General features: G+C 65.0%; 25 protein-coding genes. 10 read left to right on the top strand and 15 right to left on the bottom strand.

Features of this window, described 5'->3' with window-relative positions; genetic code table 11:
• Nucleotides 1–599 precede the first annotated feature (599 nt).
• Genes rpsN through rpmB form a run of 3 tightly spaced genes read right to left on the bottom strand, consistent with a single transcriptional unit; the run spans nucleotide 600 to nucleotide 1,313 of the window.
• Nucleotides 600–905: a 30S ribosomal protein S14 gene (gene rpsN / locus AC1DBE_RS12640; protein ID WP_043485315.1), complete on the bottom strand. Its 306-nt coding sequence runs from the start codon at nucleotides 903–905 to the stop codon at nucleotides 600–602.
• 4 nt (nucleotides 906–909) lie between these two features.
• Nucleotides 910–1,077, bottom strand: coding sequence for a 50S ribosomal protein L33 (rpmG, locus tag AC1DBE_RS12645; protein WP_056737121.1), 168 nt, complete (start codon nucleotides 1,075–1,077; stop codon nucleotides 910–912).
• Nucleotides 1,077–1,313 (bottom strand): 50S ribosomal protein L28, encoded by a 237-nt coding sequence (rpmB, locus tag AC1DBE_RS12650; protein ID WP_011693744.1) that lies wholly within the window; start codon nucleotides 1,311–1,313, stop codon nucleotides 1,077–1,079. The genes rpmG and rpmB overlap by 1 nt, the downstream gene beginning before the upstream one ends.
• Nucleotides 1,314–1,780: 467 nt before the next feature.
• Here rpmB and AC1DBE_RS12655 point away from each other — a divergent pair, with 467 nt between their 5' ends.
• The 3 genes from AC1DBE_RS12655 to AC1DBE_RS12665 are packed head-to-tail and all read left to right on the top strand — an operon-like array spanning nucleotide 1,781 to nucleotide 4,507.
• Entirely contained in the window at nucleotides 1,781–3,223 is a 1,443-nt protein-coding gene (locus tag AC1DBE_RS12655; protein WP_476970744.1) for a ferredoxin reductase family protein, read from the top strand.
• A complete protein-coding gene (locus tag AC1DBE_RS12660; protein ID WP_476970745.1) occupies nucleotides 3,220–3,702 on the top strand; it encodes an FMN-binding protein in 483 nt (160 codons plus the stop codon). The genes AC1DBE_RS12655 and AC1DBE_RS12660 overlap by 4 nt, the downstream gene beginning before the upstream one ends.
• Nucleotides 3,686–4,507: an FAD:protein FMN transferase gene (locus tag AC1DBE_RS12665; protein ID WP_476970746.1), complete on the top strand. Its 822-nt coding sequence runs from the start codon at nucleotides 3,686–3,688 to the stop codon at nucleotides 4,505–4,507. The genes AC1DBE_RS12660 and AC1DBE_RS12665 overlap by 17 nt, the downstream gene beginning before the upstream one ends.
• 18 nt (nucleotides 4,508–4,525) lie before the next feature.
• On the opposite strand, the gene AC1DBE_RS12670 is transcribed toward AC1DBE_RS12665, so the two are convergent.
• Together AC1DBE_RS12670 and AC1DBE_RS12675 are read right to left on the bottom strand one after the other, a co-directional pair.
• Nucleotides 4,526–5,287 carry an SGNH/GDSL hydrolase family protein gene (locus AC1DBE_RS12670; protein ID WP_476970747.1) on the bottom strand — a complete coding sequence of 254 codons (762 nt, stop codon included), beginning with the start codon at nucleotides 5,285–5,287 and terminating at the stop codon, nucleotides 4,526–4,528.
• A gap of 51 nt (nucleotides 5,288–5,338) precedes the next feature.
• Nucleotides 5,339–5,818, bottom strand: a complete 480-nt coding sequence (locus tag AC1DBE_RS12675; protein ID WP_476970748.1) for a MarR family winged helix-turn-helix transcriptional regulator — start codon at nucleotides 5,816–5,818, stop codon at nucleotides 5,339–5,341.
• 147 nt (nucleotides 5,819–5,965) lie between these two features.
• On the opposite strand from AC1DBE_RS12675, the gene AC1DBE_RS12680 reads away from it, so the two are divergent.
• Nucleotides 5,966–6,253 (top strand): YciI family protein, encoded by a 288-nt coding sequence (locus AC1DBE_RS12680; RefSeq protein ID WP_476879397.1) that lies wholly within the window; start codon nucleotides 5,966–5,968, stop codon nucleotides 6,251–6,253.
• 1 nt (nucleotide 6,254) lies between these two features.
• On the opposite strand, the gene AC1DBE_RS12685 is transcribed toward AC1DBE_RS12680, so the two are convergent.
• The 8 genes from AC1DBE_RS12685 to AC1DBE_RS12720 all read right to left on the bottom strand — a co-directional run bounded on the left by AC1DBE_RS12685 (nucleotide 6,255) and on the right by AC1DBE_RS12720 (nucleotide 14,005).
• Nucleotides 6,255–7,079: an SGNH/GDSL hydrolase family protein gene (locus AC1DBE_RS12685; RefSeq protein ID WP_476970749.1), complete on the bottom strand. Its 825-nt coding sequence runs from the start codon at nucleotides 7,077–7,079 to the stop codon at nucleotides 6,255–6,257.
• A 74-nt stretch (nucleotides 7,080–7,153) separates the two neighbouring features.
• A complete protein-coding gene (locus AC1DBE_RS12690; RefSeq protein ID WP_476970821.1) occupies nucleotides 7,154–8,158 on the bottom strand; it encodes a siderophore-interacting protein in 1,005 nt (334 codons plus the stop codon).
• A 62-nt stretch (nucleotides 8,159–8,220) separates the two neighbouring features.
• Nucleotides 8,221–9,069 (bottom strand): ABC transporter ATP-binding protein, encoded by an 849-nt coding sequence (locus tag AC1DBE_RS12695; protein ID WP_476970750.1) that lies wholly within the window; start codon nucleotides 9,067–9,069, stop codon nucleotides 8,221–8,223.
• 1 nt (nucleotide 9,070) lies between these two features.
• Nucleotides 9,071–10,111, bottom strand: a complete 1,041-nt coding sequence (locus AC1DBE_RS12700; RefSeq protein ID WP_476970822.1) for a FecCD family ABC transporter permease — start codon at nucleotides 10,109–10,111, stop codon at nucleotides 9,071–9,073.
• Between the two features lie 17 nt (nucleotides 10,112–10,128).
• On the bottom strand, nucleotides 10,129–11,220 hold the full coding sequence (locus tag AC1DBE_RS12705; protein WP_476970751.1) for a FecCD family ABC transporter permease: 1,092 nt from the start codon (nucleotides 11,218–11,220) through the stop codon (nucleotides 10,129–10,131).
• A gap of 10 nt (nucleotides 11,221–11,230) precedes the next feature.
• A complete protein-coding gene (locus AC1DBE_RS12710) occupies nucleotides 11,231–12,340 on the bottom strand; it encodes an iron-siderophore ABC transporter substrate-binding protein (RefSeq protein WP_476970752.1) in 1,110 nt (369 codons plus the stop codon).
• A gap of 397 nt (nucleotides 12,341–12,737) precedes the next feature.
• Nucleotides 12,738–13,430 (bottom strand): recombinase family protein, encoded by a 693-nt coding sequence (locus AC1DBE_RS12715; protein ID WP_476970823.1) that lies wholly within the window; start codon nucleotides 13,428–13,430, stop codon nucleotides 12,738–12,740.
• A 47-nt stretch (nucleotides 13,431–13,477) separates the two neighbouring features.
• The gene (locus AC1DBE_RS12720; protein WP_476970753.1) at nucleotides 13,478–14,005 is read right to left on the bottom strand and encodes a hypothetical protein; all 528 of its coding nucleotides are present in this window, start codon (nucleotides 14,003–14,005) and stop codon (nucleotides 13,478–13,480) included.
• Between the two features lie 1,131 nt (nucleotides 14,006–15,136).
• Between AC1DBE_RS12720 and AC1DBE_RS12725 the strand changes: the two genes are divergently transcribed.
• Nucleotides 15,137–15,334: an MJ0042-type zinc finger domain-containing protein gene (locus AC1DBE_RS12725; RefSeq protein ID WP_476887812.1), complete on the top strand. Its 198-nt coding sequence runs from the start codon at nucleotides 15,137–15,139 to the stop codon at nucleotides 15,332–15,334.
• An 86-nt stretch (nucleotides 15,335–15,420) separates the two neighbouring features.
• On the opposite strand, the gene AC1DBE_RS12730 is transcribed toward AC1DBE_RS12725, so the two are convergent.
• Nucleotides 15,421–15,906, bottom strand: a complete 486-nt coding sequence (locus AC1DBE_RS12730; RefSeq protein ID WP_476887811.1) for a hypothetical protein — start codon at nucleotides 15,904–15,906, stop codon at nucleotides 15,421–15,423.
• Between the two features lie 857 nt (nucleotides 15,907–16,763).
• Between AC1DBE_RS12730 and AC1DBE_RS12735 the strand changes: the two genes are divergently transcribed.
• A complete protein-coding gene (locus tag AC1DBE_RS12735; protein WP_476887810.1) occupies nucleotides 16,764–16,958 on the top strand; it encodes a hypothetical protein in 195 nt (64 codons plus the stop codon).
• Between the two features lie 116 nt (nucleotides 16,959–17,074).
• Here AC1DBE_RS12735 and AC1DBE_RS12740 read toward each other — a convergent pair whose 3' ends face one another.
• Nucleotides 17,075–17,416 (bottom strand): hypothetical protein, encoded by a 342-nt coding sequence (locus AC1DBE_RS12740; RefSeq protein WP_476887809.1) that lies wholly within the window; start codon nucleotides 17,414–17,416, stop codon nucleotides 17,075–17,077.
• 976 nt (nucleotides 17,417–18,392) lie between these two features.
• On the opposite strand from AC1DBE_RS12740, the gene AC1DBE_RS12745 reads away from it, so the two are divergent.
• The 4 genes from AC1DBE_RS12745 (at nucleotide 18,393) to AC1DBE_RS12760 (ending at nucleotide 22,516) form a co-directional block, all read left to right on the top strand.
• Complete coding sequence (locus AC1DBE_RS12745) at nucleotides 18,393–18,989, top strand: recombinase family protein (RefSeq protein ID WP_476887807.1); 597 nt, start codon at nucleotides 18,393–18,395, stop codon at nucleotides 18,987–18,989.
• 7 nt (nucleotides 18,990–18,996) lie between these two features.
• The gene (locus tag AC1DBE_RS12750) at nucleotides 18,997–20,382 is read left to right on the top strand and encodes a transposase (RefSeq protein ID WP_476887806.1); all 1,386 of its coding nucleotides are present in this window, start codon (nucleotides 18,997–18,999) and stop codon (nucleotides 20,380–20,382) included.
• Nucleotides 20,382–21,194, top strand: a complete 813-nt coding sequence (locus AC1DBE_RS12755; RefSeq protein ID WP_476887837.1) for an AAA family ATPase — start codon at nucleotides 20,382–20,384, stop codon at nucleotides 21,192–21,194. The genes AC1DBE_RS12750 and AC1DBE_RS12755 overlap by 1 nt, the downstream gene beginning before the upstream one ends.
• A gap of 551 nt (nucleotides 21,195–21,745) precedes the next feature.
• Complete coding sequence (locus tag AC1DBE_RS12760; protein WP_476970754.1) at nucleotides 21,746–22,516, top strand: ABC-three component system protein; 771 nt, start codon at nucleotides 21,746–21,748, stop codon at nucleotides 22,514–22,516.
• Nucleotide 22,517 lies beyond the last annotated feature (1 nt).

Genomic DNA, 22,517 nt, shown 5'->3' on the forward strand with positions numbered 1-22,517 from the left:
CAGCTGTAAAAACCATGCCATCCACGGGGTGGACAACACAGCCAAAACAACCAATCAATAAAACAATTGGTATCAACAAACTTGGCACACTATTGAGTTCTCAAACAACAGACACACCCGGCACCACCACAACCCCAATACAGGGCCGCAACTCGCTCCGGAGCAACTTTTCAAACTTACCCGCTCCAGCAGTCCTAAGCAAATCGGCGTTACCGCCAATCACCAGTCCCACGAACAGGCCCCCACCCGCCAACAGCACGCAAAACTGCGAACCATTTTCCAGGCCGTTTAGAAAGGGAGTCAGTCGCTATCTTTCCGCATCAGCGGCGGCGACTCGAACTACTTTACACACCAAACCGACCCCGAACAAATCCACCCCCACACCACCCGCCAGGCGTCAGGATCCGCGGAACGGCGGGGCAAAACGGGCCGCCAGTCCCCCAACCGGGCCAACCGGCGTCGGACATTGGGAGTGTGTGCTCCGTCACCGCGGGGTTCCCCGAAGGCCGGGGGTGCCGCCGGCGCTTAACGGCAAAAAGGGGCCGGCAACCATATGGTTGCCGGCCCCTTTTCAAGCCACTGGCTTCAGGAGCGCTGAATTACCAGGAAGACTTCGTGATGCCCGGGAGCTCACCGCGGTGAGCCATGTCGCGGAAGCGAACACGGGAGATACCGAACTTCTGGAACGTACCGCGGGGGCGGCCGTCGATGATGTCGCGGTTACGCAGGCGCACCGGCGACGCGTTGCGGGGAAGCTTCTGCAGGCCCAGGCGTGCGGCTTCGCGTGCTTCGTCGGTTGAGTTGGGGTCAACCAGAGCCTTCTTCAGTTCGAGGCGCTTTGCAGCGTAACGCTCGACGATGACTTTACGCTGTTCGTTCTTAGCGATCATTGACTTCTTAGCCATGTGTTTAGCGCTCCTCTCGGAATTCGACGTGCTGGCGGATCTTGGGATCGTACTTCCGCAGAACCATACGGTCCGGGTCGTTACGACGGTTCTTGCGCGTCACGTAGGTGTAACCCGTGCCCGCGGTCGACTTGAGCTTGATGATCGGACGTACGTCCTTGTCCTTTGCCACTAGAGCTTCACTCCTCGTGCCAGGATGGCGGCGACGACAACGTCGATGCCGCGTACGTCGATGGTCTTGATGCCACGCGCAGAGACCTGCAGGGTGACATTACGGCGCAGGGACGGAACCCAGTATCGCTTCTTCTGGATGTTCGGGTCGAACCGGCGCTTGTTGCGGCGGTGCGAGTGCGAAATGCTGTGTCCAAAGCCCGGCTCGGCTCCGGTCACCTGGCAGTGTGCTGCCATGACGACTCTCCTCATAAAAATGAAATGAAACGGCTTGCGGAGTTCCCGCAGGTCCGTGCAGTAGGCGGCGTCCGCATCCAGCCCCGTCTTCAGCAGGCGTTCAGCAACCGGCAGGCCGGCTGCAGTCAGGACTGCGGTGAATATTGTGGGTCACGGGCACCAAGCGGTGATATCCATAGGGAACCACCGGGAAGGGCCGGGATGCTGGGCGAATACAGGAATGCGCGCAACTTGAGCCCCTAACTACCGGCCACCGGGCTGCCTGAACTTCCAGACATTCCCGCCAACCGGAGCAATTGCACACGCTCCGCGCCACCTAGCGCCTACCAAGTCTACGAGCTTGGCGAACTAAAGACCAATCCGGCCGCCCAGGGTGTATAAGCGGAGGCGGACCCGTGCAGGTGAGTCACATCCGCGACGCAGTTCTTTCACAGCAAAATGAAAGGCAACGGGCAGACTCTGGAGCCATGAACACACCGACCCAGTCAGTCCTGCAGCCAGCTGCCCGACCTGCTCCGGCTGCCGGAAATCCCTTCGCAGGGCAGCACCGGCGGCGCCTGTTCAAGGCAGACCTCCTCACCGTCATAGCGTGGGCGTCAGTGGCGGCAGCGATCGCCCTGTGGCTGGCCGACGGCGGGGCGGCCGGCATCACGAACGTCGCCGGCGCCTTCACGGCAGCCGGGATCGTCGCCGGGCTGGCCGGCATGGATTTGGTCCTGCTGATGCTGCTCCTGGCTGCTAGGCTCCCGGTCATCGACTCCGCCGTGGGCCACGACCGCGCCCTGGAATTCCACCGCAAACTCGGGAAGCCCTCGCTGTACCTCCTGCTGGCCCACGGCATCCTGATCGCCACAGGCTACGGCCTCGCGGAAGGGCTCGACCCGATCAGCGAATCGGTAGCCCTGTGGGTGAAGGTCCCCGACATGTGGCTGGCGTTCATCTCCATGGCGCTTTTTATCGCCGTGGTGGTGACCTCGCTGGTGGCGGTCCGCCGTCGTTTTCCCTATGAGTTCTGGTACGCGGTGCACCTCCTGACCTACGCCGCGGTGCTGACGTCCCTGCCTCACCAGTTCAGCGTCGGCGGACTGTTCGCCCAGGGCACCTGGCAGCGCTGGTACTGGCTGACCGTCTGCATCGCCACCGGCGCCGCACTGCTCCACTACCGGGTTCTGGAACCAATCGTGGCAACGTTCCGTCACCAGCTGCGCGTCAGCCGGGTGGTGGGCGTGGACCGCGGAGTGGTGAGCATCGAGATGACCGGCCGGCACCTGGACGAGCTGGCCGGCAGCGGCGGACGGTTCTTCATCTGGCGGTTCCTCGCCCCGGGACAGTGGTGGCACCCGCATCCGTTCAGCCTCTCGGCTGAGCCGGTTCAGTACGGGGCCGACGGCGCCGGCCGGTTGCGGATTACCGTCCGGAACCTGGGACGGGGCTCCGCCGCCCTCGCCCGGCTGAGGCCCGGCACCAAAGTCGCGATCGAGGGGCCTTATGGACTTTTCAGCACCGCGGCCCGTAGCCGCAGGCACGTCGTGATGGTGGGCGCCGGCATCGGCATCACCCCCATCCGCGCCCTGCTGGAAAGCACACCGTTCGCGCCGGGCGATGCGACGGTGATCCTCCGGGGACACAGCCGGGCCGGGCTGTACCTGAATGACGAGATCCTCGAGCTCTGCGAACGCCGTGGTGCCACCTTGTTCCACCTCACCGGCCGGCGGCCCAGGGGTGTCCAGACCTGGCAGCCCGACGCCGTAGCCCGGTCCGGCTACCGGCTGGCGAGCTACGCACCCCACCTGGCCGACGCCGACGTTTACGTCTGCGGGCCGGCCGCCTGGGCACGGAACGTCCTGGATGACGCCCGCCGGGCCGGTGTGCGGGAAGAACAACTCCACTACGAAAGGTTCGACTGGTGAGAATTCGCGCAGTAGTTTCAGCAACCCTGGCCTCCGTCGGGATCCTCCTGGCCGGCTGGCAGTCCGGCGCCCACGTGGCGGACACGGCGAGCGCCGTCGGCACCACGGCGGGTTCCACCGGCTCCGGGTCCGGCACCACGGGCTCCAGCGGTACCACCGGTTCCTCAGGGTCCACGGGCTCCGCCGGTGCGGCCGCGAAAGCCGGCGGGACGTACGCGGGCGACGTCGTACAAACCCGGTTCGGGCCCGTCCAGGTGCAGATCACGGTCAGCGGCGGAACCATATCGGACGTCGCGGCGCTGCAGCTGACCAATGAGGACGGCCGGTCCGTGCAGATCAGCAACTACGCGGCTCCCCTGCTGCGTTCCGAGGTCCTCCAGGCCCAGTCGGCGAACGTCCAGACCATCAGCGGCGCCACGATCACCAGTTCGGCGTACCTGACCTCGCTCCAGGCGGCCCTCGATGCAGCCCACCTCTGAGCTGGGCCATCCGGAGCTCAAGGCCCGGACCTTCCACTGCATGGGAACGGTCATCAGCCTCACGGTTCCGGTGGGACCCGGCGGCTGGAGCGAAATGGCTGCGGCCGTATTAACGGAAGCCGCCGGCGTCGTCGAACAGCGTTTCGACGAGCTCGATGCCCGCTTCAGCCTCTACCGGCCCGGGTCCGAAGCGAGCCGGGTGGCCCGCGGCGAACTGGCGTTGCGTGATGCCTCGCAGGAGTTCCGCGACCGCTACGCCGAGGCCGCCGACTGGCGGCTCCGCACCGAGGGCGCGTTCACCCCGGAGCGGCCGGACGGCGTGCCCGACCTCTCCGGCCTGGTCAAGGGCGTCGCCATCAAGGAAGCCGGGGCCGCGCTGCACTCACTGGGTCTGGCCGACTGGTGCCTCAACGCCGGCGGCGACGTACTGGTGGACGGCTCGCCGATCGTTGGCAGCCGGGCATCGTGGCAGGCCGGGATCGTCGATCCGCAGGACCGGAGCACCCTGATTGCCGCCTACCCGCTGGGCGGAGCGGACGGAGCGGGCCCAGCGAGCGCAGCGGCCCTGGCCACCTCGGGCTCCGCCGAACGCGGCGACCACATTTGGACCCCCGGTGCGAGGATCCGCGAATTCCAGCAGGTCTCGGTGGCGGCGGCGGACATTGTCACCGCCGATGTCCTCGCGACGGCCATTGTGGCGGGAGGGATCCCGATGCTGAACCGGGCCACGGCGGGATGGGACGTCGAGGTGCTCGCCATAAGGATCGACGGCGGAATCCTCGCGACCCAAGGCTTCCGCGCTTAGCCGGCCGCCGACGTCGTTCTAAAGACGGACGGGCTGCGGATACCGCGGCGAGAGGCCGTCGCCCGAGGACTTGCCGGTGACCCGGCGCATCACCCACGGCCCCGCGAATTCACGCACCCAACGGGCATTTGCGCGCAGTGCCTCCGCGCGGCTGAGTTCCGGAACCGGCGTCATTGGCGGGACATCGATCGAGTGGTCGTGCTCCAGGACGGTCAGGACGCGCTGGGCCATGTTGGCGTGTCCGGCCGGCGACATGTGCATGCGGTCAGTGGCCCACATACCCCAGTCGTAGTATTCGCTGAACCGCCAGTAATCCACCAGCAGCGCGCCGTGGTCGCCGGCGATGCCGCGGACCAGTTCGTTGTAAATGGCGGTGCGGCCGCGCATAGTCCCGAAGATTTTGGAGCCGCGGGCATCGAACCCGGTAAACATGACCACTTTGGCGCCGGTGGCTGTGAGCTTGCGGATGCCGGCGTCGTACTCGACCAGCAGGTCATCGATATCGATCTTGGGGCGCAGGATGTCGTTGGCCCCGGCGTAGATGGTCACTACGGTGGGTTTAAGTGCGACGGCGGCATCCACCTGTTCCGCCATGATCTGGCGGAGCTTCCGGCCGCGGATCGCGAGGTTGGCGTAGCCGAACCCCGGGTCGGCAGCGGAGAGTTGTTCGGCCACCCGGTCCGCCCACCCCCGGACGCCGTTGGGGCGGCCCGGGTCGTCGTCGCCGACGCCTTCCGTGAAGGAGTCTCCGAGGGCAACGTAGCGGGCGGTGAAATCCATGGAGCAAGTCTGCCATCTCTGGCTGAGAGCACCCAAGGCGCCGTTCGGGGGCTAGTCTTCGCGCAGGATCCAGTGGTCGGCGTCGAGCCGGGCAACGATCTTTTCGCCGATGCGGGCCAGGTTGGCGACGTCGTCCGGGTCCAGGGCGTCCAGGAACAACGACCGGACGGCCTCCACATGCCCTGGGGCGAGCCCCACGATGGTGGCCATGCCGGCGTCGGTGAGGTGTGCGGTGGTGACCCGGGCGTCCCCGGGGTGCGGCCGGCGTTCCAGCCAGCCCCGGTTCTGCAGCTTCGTGACCACGTGCGAGAGCCGGGAGAGGGACGCGCTGGTGCGGGCGGCGAGTTCGCTCATGGGCAGGTACTGGCCCTCGGCTTCGGAGAGCATCGCCAGCACGTTGTAGTCGAACATCGAGAGTTTCCCGGCCGCGTGCAGCTGGGTGTCCAGGGCCGCGGGCAGCAGCGTGTTGATGCTCAGTTGGGCCAGCCAGGCACGGCGTTCGTCGGCGTTGAGCCAGCGCGGTTCGGTCATGGCTCCATTCTAGGAGCATTGAAGCTTGACGGTTCAACTTCGAACGGTGGAAATGCGCGGGGAGGCCGGTCCGGCCCTGGTAGGGCTTGAGCTGAGCGCTCCCGGACGGGCCTCCTGGCGGCGGGGTCAACGCGGTAGGCTGGCGCTATGTACGTAGTCTCCCTGACCTACAAGGTTCCTGAGGACATCGTCGACTTCCACCTGGCGGCGCACGTCGCCTGGCTGCAGGACGCCTTCGACCGTGGCGTTTTTATGGTGGCGGGCCGCAAAATTCCCCGCACCGGCGGACTCTTCCTGTCCAATGCGGAGCGCACCGAGCTGGACGCCGCACTGGCCATGGACCCCTTCTACGTCAACGGCGTGGCGGACTTCGACGTCGAGGAGTTCCACGCCAGCCGGGTCGCGCCGGGCTACGAGAACCTGCTGGACAGCTAGGTCAGCGCGCCACGAGCTTTTTCAGTCCGCCCTTGCGCGGGACCCTCACGGGTTCGGGCCAGCGCGGGCTGAGCTGGTCCCCCAGGGTGACGCCCCGCAGCTTTCGGCCGAAGAGTGGGAGCACCCAGTCGTGCACCCAGCGGCGTTGCCGCCGTTCCCAGTCCCGGAGGCCAAGCCGCACTGGCGGATCCCAGTCCTTGGGGCTGATGGTGTGCGGCACACCCAGGTGGTCCAGGACCTGGGCGGCAAGGTATTTGTGCCCCGCCTTGGACATGTGCAGCCGGTCCGTGTCCCACATCCGGGGGTCGTGGAAGGCGTCAAAGCACCAGTAGTCCACCAGGACCGCCCCGTACCAGGCCGCCAGTTCCCGCACCCGGCGGTTGTACAGGTTGTTCCTGCGCTTTAGGGGCTCCAGCAGCACCGAGACTTTGACGTCGAATCCTGTGAAGAGGACCACGGTGGCACCGCTGGCGGCGAGCTTGGCCACCAGGTACTCGTAGTCGTCCATCAGGTCTTCGATGTCTGTGCCGAAGTCCAGGATGTCGTTCCCGCCGGCATAGAGGGTGACCAGTGTCGGTTCCATGGCGAGGGCGGGTTCCAATTGCTCGCCGATGATGTGGCGCAGGCGCTTGCTGCGAATGGCGAGGTTGGCGTATTCCCACCCGGGGTCAGCTTTGGCCAGCTTCTCGGCCACCCGATCCGCCCAGCCCCGCACCCCGTTGGGCAGGCTTTTGCTGCGGTCCCCCACGCCTTCGGTGAACGAATCCCCCAGCGCGACGTAGATCCGCCGTCCGTGGGCGCCGGGTGAAAGGTGGTTCTCGGCCATGGCGCCACGCTAACCCTGCCCGGCGACGCCGGGGTTAACGCGCGGGGCACAACGGATGGCCCGCCCCCAGGGTCCTACAGTTCGGCTTTCCCCTGCCGCCAGTACCCCATAAACGCGACCTGCTTCCGGTCGATCCCCACATCCCGTACCAGGTACCGCCGGAGTTGTTTGACGGTGCCCGCCTCGCCGGCGATCCAGGCGTAGAAGGGCAGGGCGCCGGCAGGCTTTCCGGGGTTCCGGCCGGCTTCCAGCGCCGCCGCGTCCAGCCGTGCCGGGGTGTCCCAGAGGATGTCGCTGTCCACGTTGACGTCCTCGGGTTCCGGCCCCGCGGCGGACCCGGCGGGCCTGACACCCACCCACCCCGGTGGTGGCACGGCCGCGCGGACCGCGGACTGGAGGCGTTCGCCGTGCGGCCGCGGTCCGGCCGCCGCGTCACGGGCCAGCCAGGTGATGGCGATGTCGGCGGGCGAGGTGAGGTCCTGGAAGTCGGCCGCCGTCGGAACTTCCAGGATGGCGTGGCCGCTCAGGTAGGGAGGCAGGCTCTCGAGGATCGCGCCGAGGGCCGGAACGGCCGTCTCGTCCCCGGCGAGGAGCACCCGCTGGGCGAGGCCGGGGCGCCATTCGATGCCGGCGTAGCTTCCTGCGGTGACGCAGTGCGCGGCCCGGTTGTTGGGCCCGATCAGGACCAGGCTGTCGTCCGGTGTGGCGGTGGACGCCCAGTCCGCGGCGGGGCCGCCGTTGCCCGCGGCGTCGAAGTGCAGCACGAAGTCGACGTCGATCTCGGGATAGACGGCGTCGAGGCGTGCCTGCCGCACGGTGTAAGTACGCATGGCGCCGCGCACCGCTGGGTCCAGGGCCAGCCATTCGCTATACCAGCCCGGCGTCCCGGTCCGGAATTCGGGCAGTTCGATGATTGAACCGTCGACGGCCCGGGACGGGATCATCAGTTTGATCCGCAGGTCCAGGGTGTTGCCGTGTACACCGAAGTGCCGCAGCGAGTACCCGCCGAAGGTGATGCGGCGGTAGCTCGGGCTCAGTTGCTCAACAGCAGTGACCCGGACGTCGAAGGCCAGGGTCATCGGCTCGACGGCCGGCGGGGAGGCGAGCGCCGCAGGGGCCGGGGATGGTCGGAACGTTGCGGTCATGGGATCAGCTCCAGGTGCGGGTTTGGGAGGTGGGTGGGGGCCGGAGCCGCGTAGTGGCGGCCCAGCGGGAGGATCAGCGGGGTGCCGGAGACGGGGTCGGGGATCACCCGGGACTCCAGGCCGAAGGCGTCGCGGACCAGGGATTCGGTGATCACCGCCGTCGCCGGGCCTTCGGCGAGGATGCGGCCGGCCTTCATGGCGATGACGTGGTCCGCGTAGCGTGCCGCCAGATTGAGGTCGTGCAGTACGATCGCGACGGTGGTGCCGCGGCTGCGGTTCAGGTCCGTCAACAGGTCCAGGACTTCCACCTGGTGCGCGAGGTCAAGGTAGGTGGTGGGTTCGTCGAGCAGGAGCACCTCGGTCTCCTGGGCCAGTGCCATCGCGATCCACACGCGCTGCCGCTGGCCGCCGGAAAGCTGGTCGACGGCGCGGCCCGCGAGGTCCAGCGTGTCCGTGGCGGTCATGGCGCGCCGCACGGCGCGCTCGTCCTCCGGGGACGTCCCGCCGGACCAGCCGCGGAAGAAGCCCTGGTGCGGGAAGCGGCCGCGGCCCACCAGGTCGCGGACGGTGATGCCGTCGGGCGCCGTCGGATGCTGGGGAAGAAGGCCCAGCAGGCGGGCAACCTCTCGGGCGGGCCTGGTCCGGATATCCTGGCCATCGAGCGTCACGGTGCCGGCCGCCGGTCTGAGGAGGCGGGACAGGGCCCGGAGCAACGTCGATTTACCGCAGGCGTTGGCACCGACGATCATGGTCACTTTGCCCTCGGGGATTTCCGTGGACAGCCCCTCGATGACAGTCCGCTGGTCATATTTCAGGGTCAGGCCGGCGGCGCGGAGCGTAGCCATCTCAGGTGTCCTTTCGGTTGGCGGTGACCAGAAGCCACAGCAGGAACGGCGCACCCAGGGCGCCGGTGACGACGCCGACCGGCAGCACGGTCCCGTGCAGGGCGAGCGGGGCGAGATTCGCCGCAAGGTAGTCGGCGGCCAGGACGATCAGCATCCCGGCCAGGGCGGCTGCCGGCAGGCTGGCCTTGCCCACAAAGCGGCGCGAAATGGGACCGGCGAGGAAGGCGACGAAAGCGACGGGGCCGGCGGCCGCCGTCGCCACCGCCGCGAGGGCCACCGCGGTCACGACGACGCCGAGCCGGGTCAGTCCGACGCGGATCCCCAGGCCCGCGGCGGTGTCGTCGCCCAGTTCAAGGAGGCGCAGCGGCCGGGCCAGGACCGCGGCGGCCGGAACCAGCACGAGGAGGGCGGCGGCCAGGGTACCGGCCCGGTCCCAGCTGGCGGAGTTCAGCGAACCGTTGAGCCACACGAGCGCGTCGGCAGCGGTCCGGATGTCCGCCCGGGTCATCAGGAAACTCACCACGGCCTGCAGGGCGGCGGCGATGCCCACCCCCGCCAGGATCAGCCGGTTGCCTGCCGCATCCCCCCGGCCCGCGGCGGCGCCGAGCGCACCACGGCGGGAGATGGCGGAGATGAGGGCGGCGACGCCGAGCGCGCCGGCGAGCGCGGCGCCGGAGACAGCGGCACCGGATGCCCCGAAAACGACGATGGCCGTCACGGCAGCGGCACTGGCCCCGGAGCTGATGCCGATCACGTCCGGACTGGCCAGGGGGTTGCGGAGCATCGTCTGGAACAGGGCGCCGGCGAGGCCGAACGCCGCTCCGATCATGCTGCCGACGACGGCCCGGGGCAGCTTCTGCTCCATGACGATGAAGCTCGCGCCCGGAATCTTGGGTCCGCCCGTGACATGGGCGGCCAGGATCCTGGCGAAGTCCGGGACGGTAACGGTGTAACTGCCCAGCAGGACGGCCGCAGCGAAGAGCACCAGCACGCCAACGGCCAGCGCCGCCGTCCGGCTGATCTTCCGGGCGCGGGGAGGCACGGTGACTGCTTCGGCGCTCACAATCCGGCCCCCTTGCTCCGGCGGACCAGCCAGACGAACACGGGCGCGCCCACCAGTGCGGTCATGATTCCGGCCGGCACCTCACCCGGCAGCAGGACCACCCGCCCGGCAACGTCGGCGCCCAGGAGCAACACCGGGGCCAGCACCAGCGAGAACGGCAGGACCCAGCGGTAGTCGGGGCCGGTGAGGAAACGGACGGCGTGCGGGACCACCAGCCCCACGAACCCGATCGGTCCCGCCAGGGCGGTGGCCGAGCCGCACAGCAATATGACTCCCAGGGCTGTGATGCCCCGGGTGAGGCCAACGCGCTGCCCGAGACCGCTGGCGAGCTCGTCCCCGAGCGCCAGGCCGTTCAGGTTCCGGCCCGTGCCGAGCACAATGGCCGCGCCCAGCAGCAGGAACGGGAGTCCGCCGCTGATGACGGACCAGTCGCGCCCGGCGATGCCGCCCACCTGCCAGAACCGGAACCGGTCCAGGGTGTCCTGGCTGGAGACGAGGATGACGTTCATCAGCGAATACAGTCCGGCGCTGAGTGCCGCGCCGGCGAGGGCCAGTTTGACCGGCGTCGCCCCGTCCCGGCCCAGCGACGCAATGAGGTACACGGCGGCGGCCGCCACGGCCGCGCCAAGGAACGCGAACCAGATGTAACCCTGCAGCGAGGAAATCCCGAAGACGTAGATTCCCGTCACCACGGCCAGGGCGGCCCCGGCGTTGACACCGATAATGCCCGGGTCGGCGAGCGGGTTGCGGGCCACCCCCTGCATGGCCGCCCCGGCGAGCCCCAGGGCACCGCCCACCAGCAGGCCCAGGACGGTACGTGGGATGCGGGCGTGCACCACGGCGTGGTCGCCGTCGGCCGGATCGAAAGCAGTCATTGCCTGCCACACGGTCCCGGGGCCAAGGCCGCGGGCGCCGACGGCTAAGGACGCTGCCGTCACCAGGGCAAGGACGACGACGGCGGCGAGCAGCCACGCGGCGCGGCTCGCGCCCGCCGTCCGGGGCGCCGGGTCCCGGGGCACGGCGGGCGCAGCGGGCACGGACGGCGCAGCGGGGGCGGCAGGGTCCGCCGTCGTCGTCACAAGGCTCATGGGAAGGTGCCTACTTCGCTGCGGCAACGGCTTTGTCGGCCGCGTCCGCGAGCTGCGGCAGGAATTTGTCCAGGGCCCAGGGCAGGCTCAGCGGGGACGACGCTGAGATGGACAGCGTCAGGGTGTTGTCCGTGTCAGCGACGAGCGCGTTGTTTTTGACCGCCGGGATCTGGCCCAGCAGGGGGTCGTTCTTGATCGACTCCGCGGTTTTCGCGTCGGGAACCCAGCTGACAAAGACGTCGGAGCTGAGCTCGTTGGCTTTCTCGGCGGACCAGGGGATGAAGAATTCCTTGGAGTTCTTGGAGTTTTCGTCCACCACGGTGGCCTGTTTCATGCCGATCTCGCTCAGGAAGCGGGGCCGGTTGTCGTTGGCGGTGTAGACGTTGATGCCGTCGCTCTTGGCCGGCTCGAGGTTGCCGTAGATGAAGGTCTTGCCCGCCAGCTGGGGGTACTTCGAGACTTTGTCCTTGATGGTGGCCTCGGTGTCGGTGACCAGCCGGGCGGCAGCGGCTTGCTTGCCGAGGGCCTTCCCGATCATGGCCGTGGAATCCTGCCATGACGTTCCGTACGCGACCTCGGGCTGGGCCACTACGGGTGCGATTTCGCTAAGCTTCTTGTAGTCCTCTTGTGTCAGCCCGGAGTAGGCGCCGAGGATGACGTCGGGGTTGAGTTTGGCAATCTCGGTGAAGTTGATCCCGTCGGCCTCGGAGAACTGGGCCGGTGCCTTGGCGGAGCCGAGTCCCGCGCCCAGCTTCTCCAGGGCAGCGTCCTTCCAGGGGGTAGATCCTTGGGCGTTGCCGCCCCACTCGTTCTTGGGCATCCCCGCCGGGACCACACCCAGGGCCAGGGCGACGTCGTCGTTGACCCACGAAACCGTGACGACGCGTTGCGGCTGCGCCTTGATGGTGGTCTCCCCGTACACGTGCTTGATGGTGACCGGAAACGCTGAGTCCTCAGCAGGTGCTGCAGTGGCGGGCGACGACGCCACCGGACCGGTGGAGCAGGCGGTCAGGCCGAGGCCGACGGCGGCCAGCAGCGCCGCGATCCTCACCGTGGTCTGGCGGAGGGGACGGCGGCCGGCGGTAGGGCCGGAAGGGCGGGGGAAGTCGGCGGAAGCCACGGAACTCCTTAGGTAAGTGATGCGAACCTAAGTAAGGCTAGCCTACCCTTCGGATAATTACGAAAGGTTTGAGTAACTTAATTGGCTTGCTCCGAGGGCGCCGGCTTAGAGGGCATCAGGCATTGACGTCAGATTCCACGCTCGACGGAGGTTCCGGTCCTTGGTGGGGCGCTCGCCTGGACCGGCATGCCGACACATGACATGCTGGCAGGGTGCGCTAGGTGCTCCGCACCGCGCAGTCTCGAAACCCATGGGATACGAGATGTCCCGCCGAGCCCGCCAAGACCGCTGCGGTGGCAGCCAAGATTCCGCCGATGCCCGGGACACTTCCTGGCTTCTTCGATTCTCATAACTATGACTCGCGACCGCCTGGTGGGTTCGGTGTATTCGCTTTTAGTTATGAGCCACCCTGGTGGCAGTCAAACGAAGGCGAGCCGGTCGTATATTTCGTTCTTGGCCGCGCAGGTTTCCTCGATCTCGTGGGGGGGGGGGGGGGGGGGGGGGGGGGGGGGGGGGGGGGGGGGGGGGGGGGGGGGGGGGGGGGGGGGGGGGGGGGGGTCGGCGCGGCTTGAAGACTCTTCCGCTGACGGGCGAGCTCACGAACGACCGTGGCCTCGCTGACGTCAATGGTCTTGGCGATGTCACGGATCGTCCGTTTCTCGCTTCTCATCCGGTGAGCGATTGCTGACTTGTCCGGAGTCATCTTAGTAGGCCGGCCGCCCACCCGGCCGCGGGACCGCGCTGCAGCAAGTCCGGCCAGAGTCCGTTCGCGCAGCCTGTTCCTCTCGTATTCTGCAATGGCGGAGAAGAAATGGAATATCAGCACGCCCTGGGACGTAGTGGTGTCCAACCACGTCTCTGTGAGGGACCGGAGGCCAACGTGCCGGTCCGCGAGCGTCTTCACGATGCTGGCCAAGTCAGCCGTGTTCCTCCCCAGCCGAGACAGGTCGTTGACCACCAGAATGTTCCCCGGCTGCAGGTGGTCCAAGCAGTCCTTCCACTGCGGCCGATCCGCCGTGGCTCCCGACGCGAAATCTGTCCATATTCGAAAGCAACCAGCGGCGTTCAAAGCATCCAGCTGTGGGTCCACCGACTGCTCAGTGGTGCTGACCCTGGCGTAGCCGATGAGGGTGGAGGTCAAGACTTTTCCGCTGTCGCTGGGTCGAGTCCGGCCGGTTCATTTTCCTCAGCTGATTCTCTTACCTCTCCCCGGTCCTCCAGAGCCTCCTCCACGCCAATTCGCCGCCAGCTGATGCGGAGCCGACGCGCTGTAAGTGCCGCCGCAGCCGCAAACAGGCCTGCTCCGCTCCAACGCAGAAATTCTAAGCCGGCTGGGAAGTCCCTCGGGGCCAAGCTGATGGCTGTGAGCATGATGAAGATAACGACCAATGCCCCGGCCTCGACTACGTTCATCCGTTTGGGAACGGTCATGTCGAGATATTCCTGTGTTGCGTAATTTGCCCGGCGTAGCAGTTCCAGACGATTCGCTTGCACCTTGTCGCGACCCGGCCAAGCATCAGCCCGATCAAGCTCATCTCCCAGCTTTTTCGCCATCTCGATGGCGCGTGTCGCCGCCGTATAGGCAGCCGTTCGGGAGTTGGTGGCCTGAAAGATGGTCACAGCGAGTCCGGCTGCTGCCACTATCCCCGCAAAAGCCATGTCCATGAGTCCCCCAAAGTGAGTCAAAAACGGCCAAAGCCGACTTTTGACCCATTTGTTTTCGTAGTCGAGTTATGACGCTAACTTTGCCACAAAATGCGATGGTGCGCTGTGACTTTCAGCGGTAAATTGCGGCGTTTTGGCGACGCTATTTGTCGCGCGCCCATGGATTCCAAGAGGACCCCTTCACCGGACGCCCCCGCAATTCTCGCCATCCGCTGAGGTGTTCGGTAGAGGATCCCTGAACGGACGCCGAAGCGTCCGATGATCCACCTGCGTAGGGGCGGTGCTAAGTGGACGCGGAGGACCGCAGCAGCTCAAGACACGGGCGGCCGAACACCTGCGGACGCTTAGCGCGCCTCCGGAAACCAAGGAAACAGAACTGCACGCGATCATCGCTCGGGCGGTGGTCTCAGCCCTGACATTCATTTGTCGCTGAGCACTCGGACTACCTCGGCGGGCGGCTCGGGCGTGGGGCGATCATCGGGGATCGCCACCCATACGATGCCGTGCTGGTCTTGACGACTTTTGGCAGTCCCGATCGGCTCGGCGAGGTTGACCGCCACGTCGCGAGCGAAGCCCTCAATAGTGTCGTCTGCTGCGTTCCCATGGAACTCCAGCCTGCAGCCTAGGACCGCCATGGGATCTATAGTCCGGCGGTACACAACGCACGCTTCAGCCGGCCCGTCTTGCCAGACTCCTCAGTGAAGCAGATAAGCGATGGCTCGTGGTGGCCAACGCCAGCGCCAACGCGACCTATACGGATCCCACAACTGTGGCGGCGGATTGCTACAACTCCGAGCTGAACCCCGGCGCCCGCTCGTGGTTCAAAGCCGGGTCCTCGCAACTTCTCCAAATGACGACCGAATACTTGAACCTCCTCGACAGGTACGGCGTTCCTTGGATGGCACTTCGCACCCGCAATCCCGGCCGCCTTGTCTACGAGGACGCAGTGCAGGTAGTTGCAGTTCCGCATAGTTATCCAGAGGACTGGCCCTTCCAACCCGTCCGGTAGAGGATCGGCTAGCGAGCCTGTCCAAGCGCCCATGGGTGGGCTACTGGCCGTGTCAGATCCAAACTGTCGGGGGTCGGGAGCATCATGGTCGCTAGTACTTCCTAACGAAGGGTGAGCAGGCAATGACCGACAAGATGGAGACCGAGTGCCCGGACTGCGGGAGTAGGGTCCGCTTCACGCTCGATGACATCGCTAAGCAGCGCACGGTGCGATGCTCGCGCGGGCACCTGGTGAAGTTGCAGGACGAAGGCGGCGGCGCCCGAAAGGCATCTAAGGCTCTCGGTGACCTAGACATGGCATTGAAGAAGTTCGGCAAGTAGCGGCCCTCCAGTGCCCGGTCCCGGCGCGCCGACCTCGTCCGGTAGCCAGGTCGCCAAAACGGGCTCCTCCAACGGGCGCTCGACGCCTAAGCGAGCTCGACCTGGCACCTTCTGCCGGTCGACTCCCCGTGGAGCGTGAAATCGAGGCTGAGAGTACGAGCATTTTTTGGCGGCTTCGGTAGGAAGGTCCAGGATGCCGCCCATTCAGTCCCGTCCCCGGCAACTTGCCCGGACGCCAAATGATATTCGGTTCCAGCGTCGTCTGAAACAACCACCTTGATCGATTCCAAGGCCGTCACGCCGGGCATAATCGGCCCATCCCCAGCACTCTCAGCGCCATGGTCCCTCCTCCGCTCAATCCACCGGGAGAGGGCTTCGATATATCTCTGGTCCCTTCTGACGGTTTCCTGGCTCCGGACTCCCTCAAGACTGACCATTATGCCCGGTTCACCTTGCGCGTCTGCGGCATGGCTCGGCCTCTCTCTGGTGAGTTCGACGCCTGCAAGACGCACGGCGATGCCGTCGCTTTCGGCAACAACGAGATCAGCGGGAGCGGAAACAATCGTCATCATGAGAGCCAGCCTAGCTTTCGCGAACCCGGATAATTCCTTCCCAGCTGAGTTCCGCTGAAGGATCGACCACCGGGCACTTTTATGGTTTGGCAGCCAGCTGCTTAGGCATCCGGTGCTGTACTCGTAAGACACCGCGCCTTGAGGAGCTCTAGGCTTGCACGGCTGGCGGCCAGCTGGAGTGTGGTGTTGTCTGACTTGATTGTCATCACTTGGCCTCCGGGGAAGACTGTCCAAGGGGCTTTTGTAGGTTCTCCAATCGCCCTGGGCGCTGAGTAAACTTCCATTGGCCCGGCAAGAGGGCCGCTCTCGCTTGCACCCAGCTGGAAGATCAGGCGGTTTGGCTCCGCTTTCGCGTAACCCCGGGCCCACCTACTCCGAAGTCCCGATCCAGGCTCACGATGGGCACATTCGAAAAGGCCTCGTTCCGCGTCCTGGGCCGCCCGCTTCTTTCGAAGCGGAGCAATGACCATGAGCTGGATGGCAGTTATGAGGACAATGCCAGCCGTGATCACGATGACCAAGGTCGGCCACCACCCCAAGACGGCCTGCAATGGGACAAAGAGGATGCCGGCTAACAAGTAGAGCGGCAACGCGCCGAAGGCATCATATGCCCGTTCCAGCCGGCTCCTCGGTGATGGTTCCAAGTCCGGTTCGCGCATGGGAAACCTGCTTCCTGTGATGTCGGGAGTCTAATCACCAGGATGGTCTTTTGATAAGGCGGGCCGTGACGGCGCAGCGAGGGTTGAGGTCCCCCCGCCGGCGCCCGTAAGCCGGTCGATCAGCGTGCCGCTGAAAGTCGCTGACTAGATCCGGGTGAGGGCGGCTCTGGGCGATGTGCGTATGACCCGCACGGAGAAATGAACGATGAGGAGGCGCTAACAGCAACTGCCGCCGGGGACAGCGCGGTACGCCCCTATCTCGGAAGCACGTTTCTTCAAGCGCGAACGCTGCCGACGTCAAAAACGACCCTTATCGAATATCACATGGTCAAAAACCTGACGTTGATGAGTTTTGACCTGTTTTGCTTGAAATCTGCACGCTTATGGCTGTGACTTTCAGCGGTAAATTGCGGCGTTTTGGCGACGCTATTTGTCGCGCGCCCATGGATTCCAAGAGGACCCCTTCACCGGACGCCCCCGGCGCGATCCAGGTCAACGGTGCTAGCGAATCATCCCTCGCTGAGAACTCGGAGTACCTCGGAGGGCGGCTGAGGTGTGCGGCGGTCGTCGGGGACAGCCACCCAAACGATGCCGTGCTGATCTTTACGGCTTTTGGCGGTCCCGATCGGCTCGGCGAGGTTGATGGCTACGTCGAGAGCGAAACCCTCGATGGTGCCGTCTGCTGCATCCGCATTGAATTCGAGCCTGCAGCCTAGGACGACGGAGGGATCTATAGTCCGGCGGTATACAACGTAGGCCGCAGCCGGCCCGTCCTCCCAGATGCCAAGGACTCGCACGTCCTCCGCCCTGTAGCGGTTCACTGCGTCCACGATGTAGTCGACAAGATCCATGGTCCCATCCTGGAGGAAGACCAGAAGGAAAGGCAGCCTAATTGGCCTGGGGCATCAGTGCCCGGCGGAGGATCCTTTACCGGGCACTTCGTTTATCTTGATGTCGTTGGAGGCCTCTTTGCGTTGGCGCCCTAGGGAATTATCGTGATGGACTCCTGAGGCATTGCGCACGATGCGAGCGTGAAGGCAGGGGCTTTTGCGTCTGCTCGGTTGTTCCGACCGGTGTCGTCGCACCAGTCGATCTCATACGGGTAAGCGGAGATAGAGCCTTCTCCTGCGGCCGTTTCGGTTGGCACGCTGAAGGTGTAGGTGAATCCGCCGGCATCATTCATCGGGGCTGTCGTATCGATGACTTTGCCACCGCGGGAGTCCGTGAAGGTGATCTTGACGCGTGCGTTCTGCCCGTAACGTGGATTGCACTGCGCGTCGGAGGCAGACACTGTTACTTGGTCACCGGTCCTAGCACTGGATGGATTGGCTGAGAACTTAGGGGGAAAGCATGGCGGCTCGCCTGTGGAGGAGGAGTTACATCCTGCTAGGGCGGTGGCCGTGGAGAGTACAGCTGCCAAGCCGAGCAAGAATGTCAGGCTCCTTGATGCTTTCTGCCACACCCGAGCCATAATTGCCGCCATTCAAAGTACCCTTCGCCGTCCTCGGCTTCAGCATTGCACTGCAAATGACGCTCTGTATATGCGCTTGGCACTTGTCCGAGCAAGGTCATCCCGGATCGCAGGGTGTCGTGGAGCCATGCCCGAGAAGATAGCCGGTGAGGGTGCGACAAACGGACGCCGGCGCATCGCTCGGAAGCGGACGTAAGTGCCTTGAAAAACATCAGTTTTTCGAGACACGGTCGTCGTGTCGACGAGGATCGAAGGAACCGGCGTCCTGCCGGGCCGCAGCGTGTCTTGGAAAGATGTCTCACCGTGGATCGTCTCAGGTGGATGCTTGCCGGGGGTTTCTGAGGCACAATGACCGGGTGAGACAACTTGGGTATACGCGTGTGAGTACGTCGGGCCAGGACGCGAAGCTGCAGCTCGACGCGCTTGTCGATGCCGGGGTGCAGAAGCGTGATGTTTTCGCTGACGTCACGTCCGGAAGCAAGGCAGCCATTGAGCGTCCGGGGATGAAGAAACTCCTCGCGTATGTGCAGCCGGGTGACACGGTCGTCGTGTGGCGGGTGGACCGGCTCGGTCGGTCCTTGATCGATGTCTTGAACACGGTGAACCTGCTGCGGGAACGAGGCGTGTACCTGAGATCCATTTCGGACGGGATTGACCCCACAACAACGTCGGGCCGGCTGATGCTGAACATGCTTGCGACTTTGGCCGAGTACGAGCGGGAGCTGATCGTCGAACGCGTGAATGCGGGCATTGCCGCGGCGCGGCAGGGTGGAACCCGTTTCGGTCGGCCAATCTCCGATCCGGTCGTGATCGCTGACAAGCTTCGGATCGTGACCGATGCCCGGGCCAAGGGCCGCACCGCCGAGGAGGCCGCCCGTCTTGTCGGGTGGAGCAGGGCAACGCTTTACCGTCACCAACAGGCCCTCGCCACCCGCGAGAGCACCAAGATGTAACTGCGGCATGGATGGCGCGGAGCGGTGGCGGATCCTTCGACTGCACGTCGAAGATGAGATCCCACTCGCGGAGCTGGCCCGGGAAACGAAGGTCAGCCTGCGCACGCTGGAGCGCTGGCACCGGTTGTTCCAGGAAGGTGGCATCGCAGCGCTGGACCCACGTCCCCGCGTCGATGCCGGCAGCCGCCGAACGGAAGCGGCGACCGTGGTGTTCATCGAACGGCTCGCTCTGACAAAGCCGCGCCCGAGCCTTGCGACCCTTCACCGGCTCGCCGTCGCCGACGCCCGGCAAAGGAACGCCCCGGCGCCAGGCTATTCAACCGTCAGGGACATCGTTACGGCCCTGGACCCCGGGCTCGTCACCCTCGCACTGGAGGGGCCGGCCTCATACCGTGATCGGCACGAACTCGTGTACCGCCGCCGCGCCGAAAGGCCGAACCGGATATGGCAGGCCGACCACACCGAGCTCGACATCCTCATCTTCGGCGCCAACGGCAAGCCGGACCGGCCCTGGCTGACCGCCGTGATGGACGACTATTCCCGGGCAATCTGCGGATATACCGTCTTTACCGGTGCACCTTCAGCCCTGAATACAGCACTCGCACTGCGGCAGGCGATCTGGCGCAAACAGAATCCGTCCTGGGCGATGTGCGGACTGCCTGACATCCTGCACGTCGACCACGGCTCTGATTTCACCAGCCACCACCTTGAACGCACGGCCGTCGCGCTGCACATACGAACCATCCACTCCACCGTCGGGCGGCCTCAAGGCCGCGGGAAGATCGAGCGTTTCTTCGGAACGATCAACACCGAAGTCCTCGCGGCGCTGCCGGGACGCCTGGGACCCGGAACCCGCACACCCCAGCCCGTGCTCGACCTGCCCGCACTCGACCGCGAGATCGGGGCATTCATCACCACGTACAACGACCGGACACACAGCGAACTCGGCGCATCACCCCGGGACGCGTGGGTCGCTGACGGCTGGCTTCCACGCATGCCCGACACCCTCGAAGAACTCGACGGGCTCCTCCTTACCGTCCCGAAGAACCGCGTCGTGCAACGCGACGGCATCCACTTCCAAGGCCAGCGCTACCTCTCGCCCACCCTGGCACCATTCGTCGGGCGCACAATCACCATCCGATACGACCCCCGCGACATCTCGGAGATCCGCGTCTACGACCATGACACCTTCATCTGCACCGCCATCGACGAGGACCACCCGAATCTCCGGCTGAGTCTGCGGGACGTCGAAGCCGCACGCCGCGCACGCCGGCGCGAACTGCGCCGCACCATCAACGACCGCATCCCGGTCGTCGCTGCCCGCGAACAACCCCGAGCTGCTGAACCACCGCGCCGCCGGCCGCGGCTTCGCACCTACGAAGAGGACGAATGATGGACCAGCCATTCATCGTGACCAAAGAGCACCGGCGTTTCACCGAGTTCGCCAACGCCGTGCGAAAAGAGCGCACCATCGGCATCTGCCATGGCGACGCCGGCGTCGGCAAAACCTACTCCGCCCGCCGCTACGCAAACTGGGATGCTCTGGAGCCCTATATAACAGAGTGGCGGTCCCGCGACGCGGAGGAAGATGCCAAGCACTTCTCACTGGCCAGCAGATCCCGCGCGGTCTTCTATACCCCCGAGGTACTCTGCCGCCCCAGAGAACTCATGGCAGAAATCCACCGCTCACAGGTCCGGATCGCCTCCTGCATCGATGGCCACCTCCACCGAAACGATCCAACAACCCCTCGCATCATGAACGGCATCACCAAGCTGGTCGAGCTGCTCATCATCGACGAAGCCGAACGCCTCACCCCAACCGCGCTGGAACTCCTCCGCGACAACCACGACCGAACCCATCTCGGGATCATCCTCATCGGCATGCCCGGCATCGACCAACGATTCCGCCACTACCCTCAGCTATACAGCCGTCTCGGCTTTTCCCACCGCTACAGGGCGCTCGGTCGTGACGAGCTCTTGTTCGTCCTCGATCGGCACTGGAAACGACTCGGTCGATCACTCGACCGGGACGACTTCACCGACGCCCAGGCAATCGCCGCGATCGAACGAATCACCCGCGGAAACTTCCGGATCCTCGAACGGCTCTTCCCCCAGATCACCCGAGTACTGAAGATCAACCAACTCGAAACCATCACCGACGACGTCATCGAGGCAGCCGCCAGCACCCTCGTCATCGGCAACTAACGACAAAGAGCGCCGACAAAACACCGCCAAAAAGCTCCGAAGTCCACAAACTTGGGCATAGACCGGCGGCTGTGGATCAATAACGGTCGTTTTAGACTTGCCGCGTGGGGTGCAGCCATGTGTCGTTCTTGCCAGGACACGAAGGCGGGCTCCTACCCGCTTCTCTGCATAAGAAGCAATAGTCTGAGCAGAGTCAAAGACGAATCTATAGTTGGGGATAATGCGTCGTGCCTTCTGAGCCCTCTGGTACCTACGATCTAGTGGATTTACCAGACCCGGGACCTGGTACGTACTCGCTAGGCGTTTCGGGTCCGACGCTGTTGCCTCGCCAATACATCGCGTTCTTCTCACCATCAGACTGGGAAGAATTCGTATACGAGTGGGCCCGCGCTCTCGACGGTTACCGCCTGGTCCAAATCCTAGGAGGAAGCGGCGACCGCGGCCTGGACGTCGTTGGACTACTGACGGACGACGGCACTGACGGGCAATGGGATTGCTTTCAGTGCAAGCACTACAGCCGAGCGCTGAAGCCAGGGGATGCCTATCCTGAAATGTTCAAAGTGATTGCAGGGGTCACGGACGGTGCGTATACCCTTCCGCGCCGATACAGATTTCTAGCCCCCCAAGGCTGTGGTCCATCACTCACGAGACTGCTCAGTTCACCGTCCAAGCTCAAAGAGGGCTTCCTGAGTTGGCTGGACGGAAGTACCAGCCCTCTTCACAATGCCGCCCGAGATAGGAAGACGAAGGTTCGCGCGACTGCCGTTGGAATCGATTACAGCCTCTTCAAAGCCGAAGACTTAGAGGACGTTCTGGTTGTGCACCGACGTTCACCAAACCATGTTCTCCGGTTCGGGACCCAACCCATCACCCGGGCGCGGGAATTGGCGCAAACCCCCTTAGAGGTAGACCTGAGCCGCGAGGCCATCTATGTCAAGAAGCTGGTGGAGGTCTATAACGAGCGACACGGAACAGCCTGGAGAAATGAAGCGGAGATCTCAGACGCTTCATCTCGCGAACACTTCAAACGTGCGAGGGAGGCCTTTTTCAGCGCCGAAGACCTAAGGGGAAGCGCAAGAGATCAGGTACCGGCGGAAGTGTTCAGCGACCTCCAACAAGACATGTATGACGGCGTTGTGGACATCGAGCAGATGGAACACCCCAACGGAATGAGCCGACTCTCCAAAGTCACCGAGAAGGCATCTACGGTCCCTCTGGATTCAAGCCCCCTGATTAGGATCATCCGCCCGCGAGACCGGACGGGGCTTTGCCACCAGCTAGCCAACGATGATCGACTCAACTGGATAGGTCAGGACTCTTAGC

The organism is Arthrobacter sp. 10T416, from assembly GCF_056394165.1.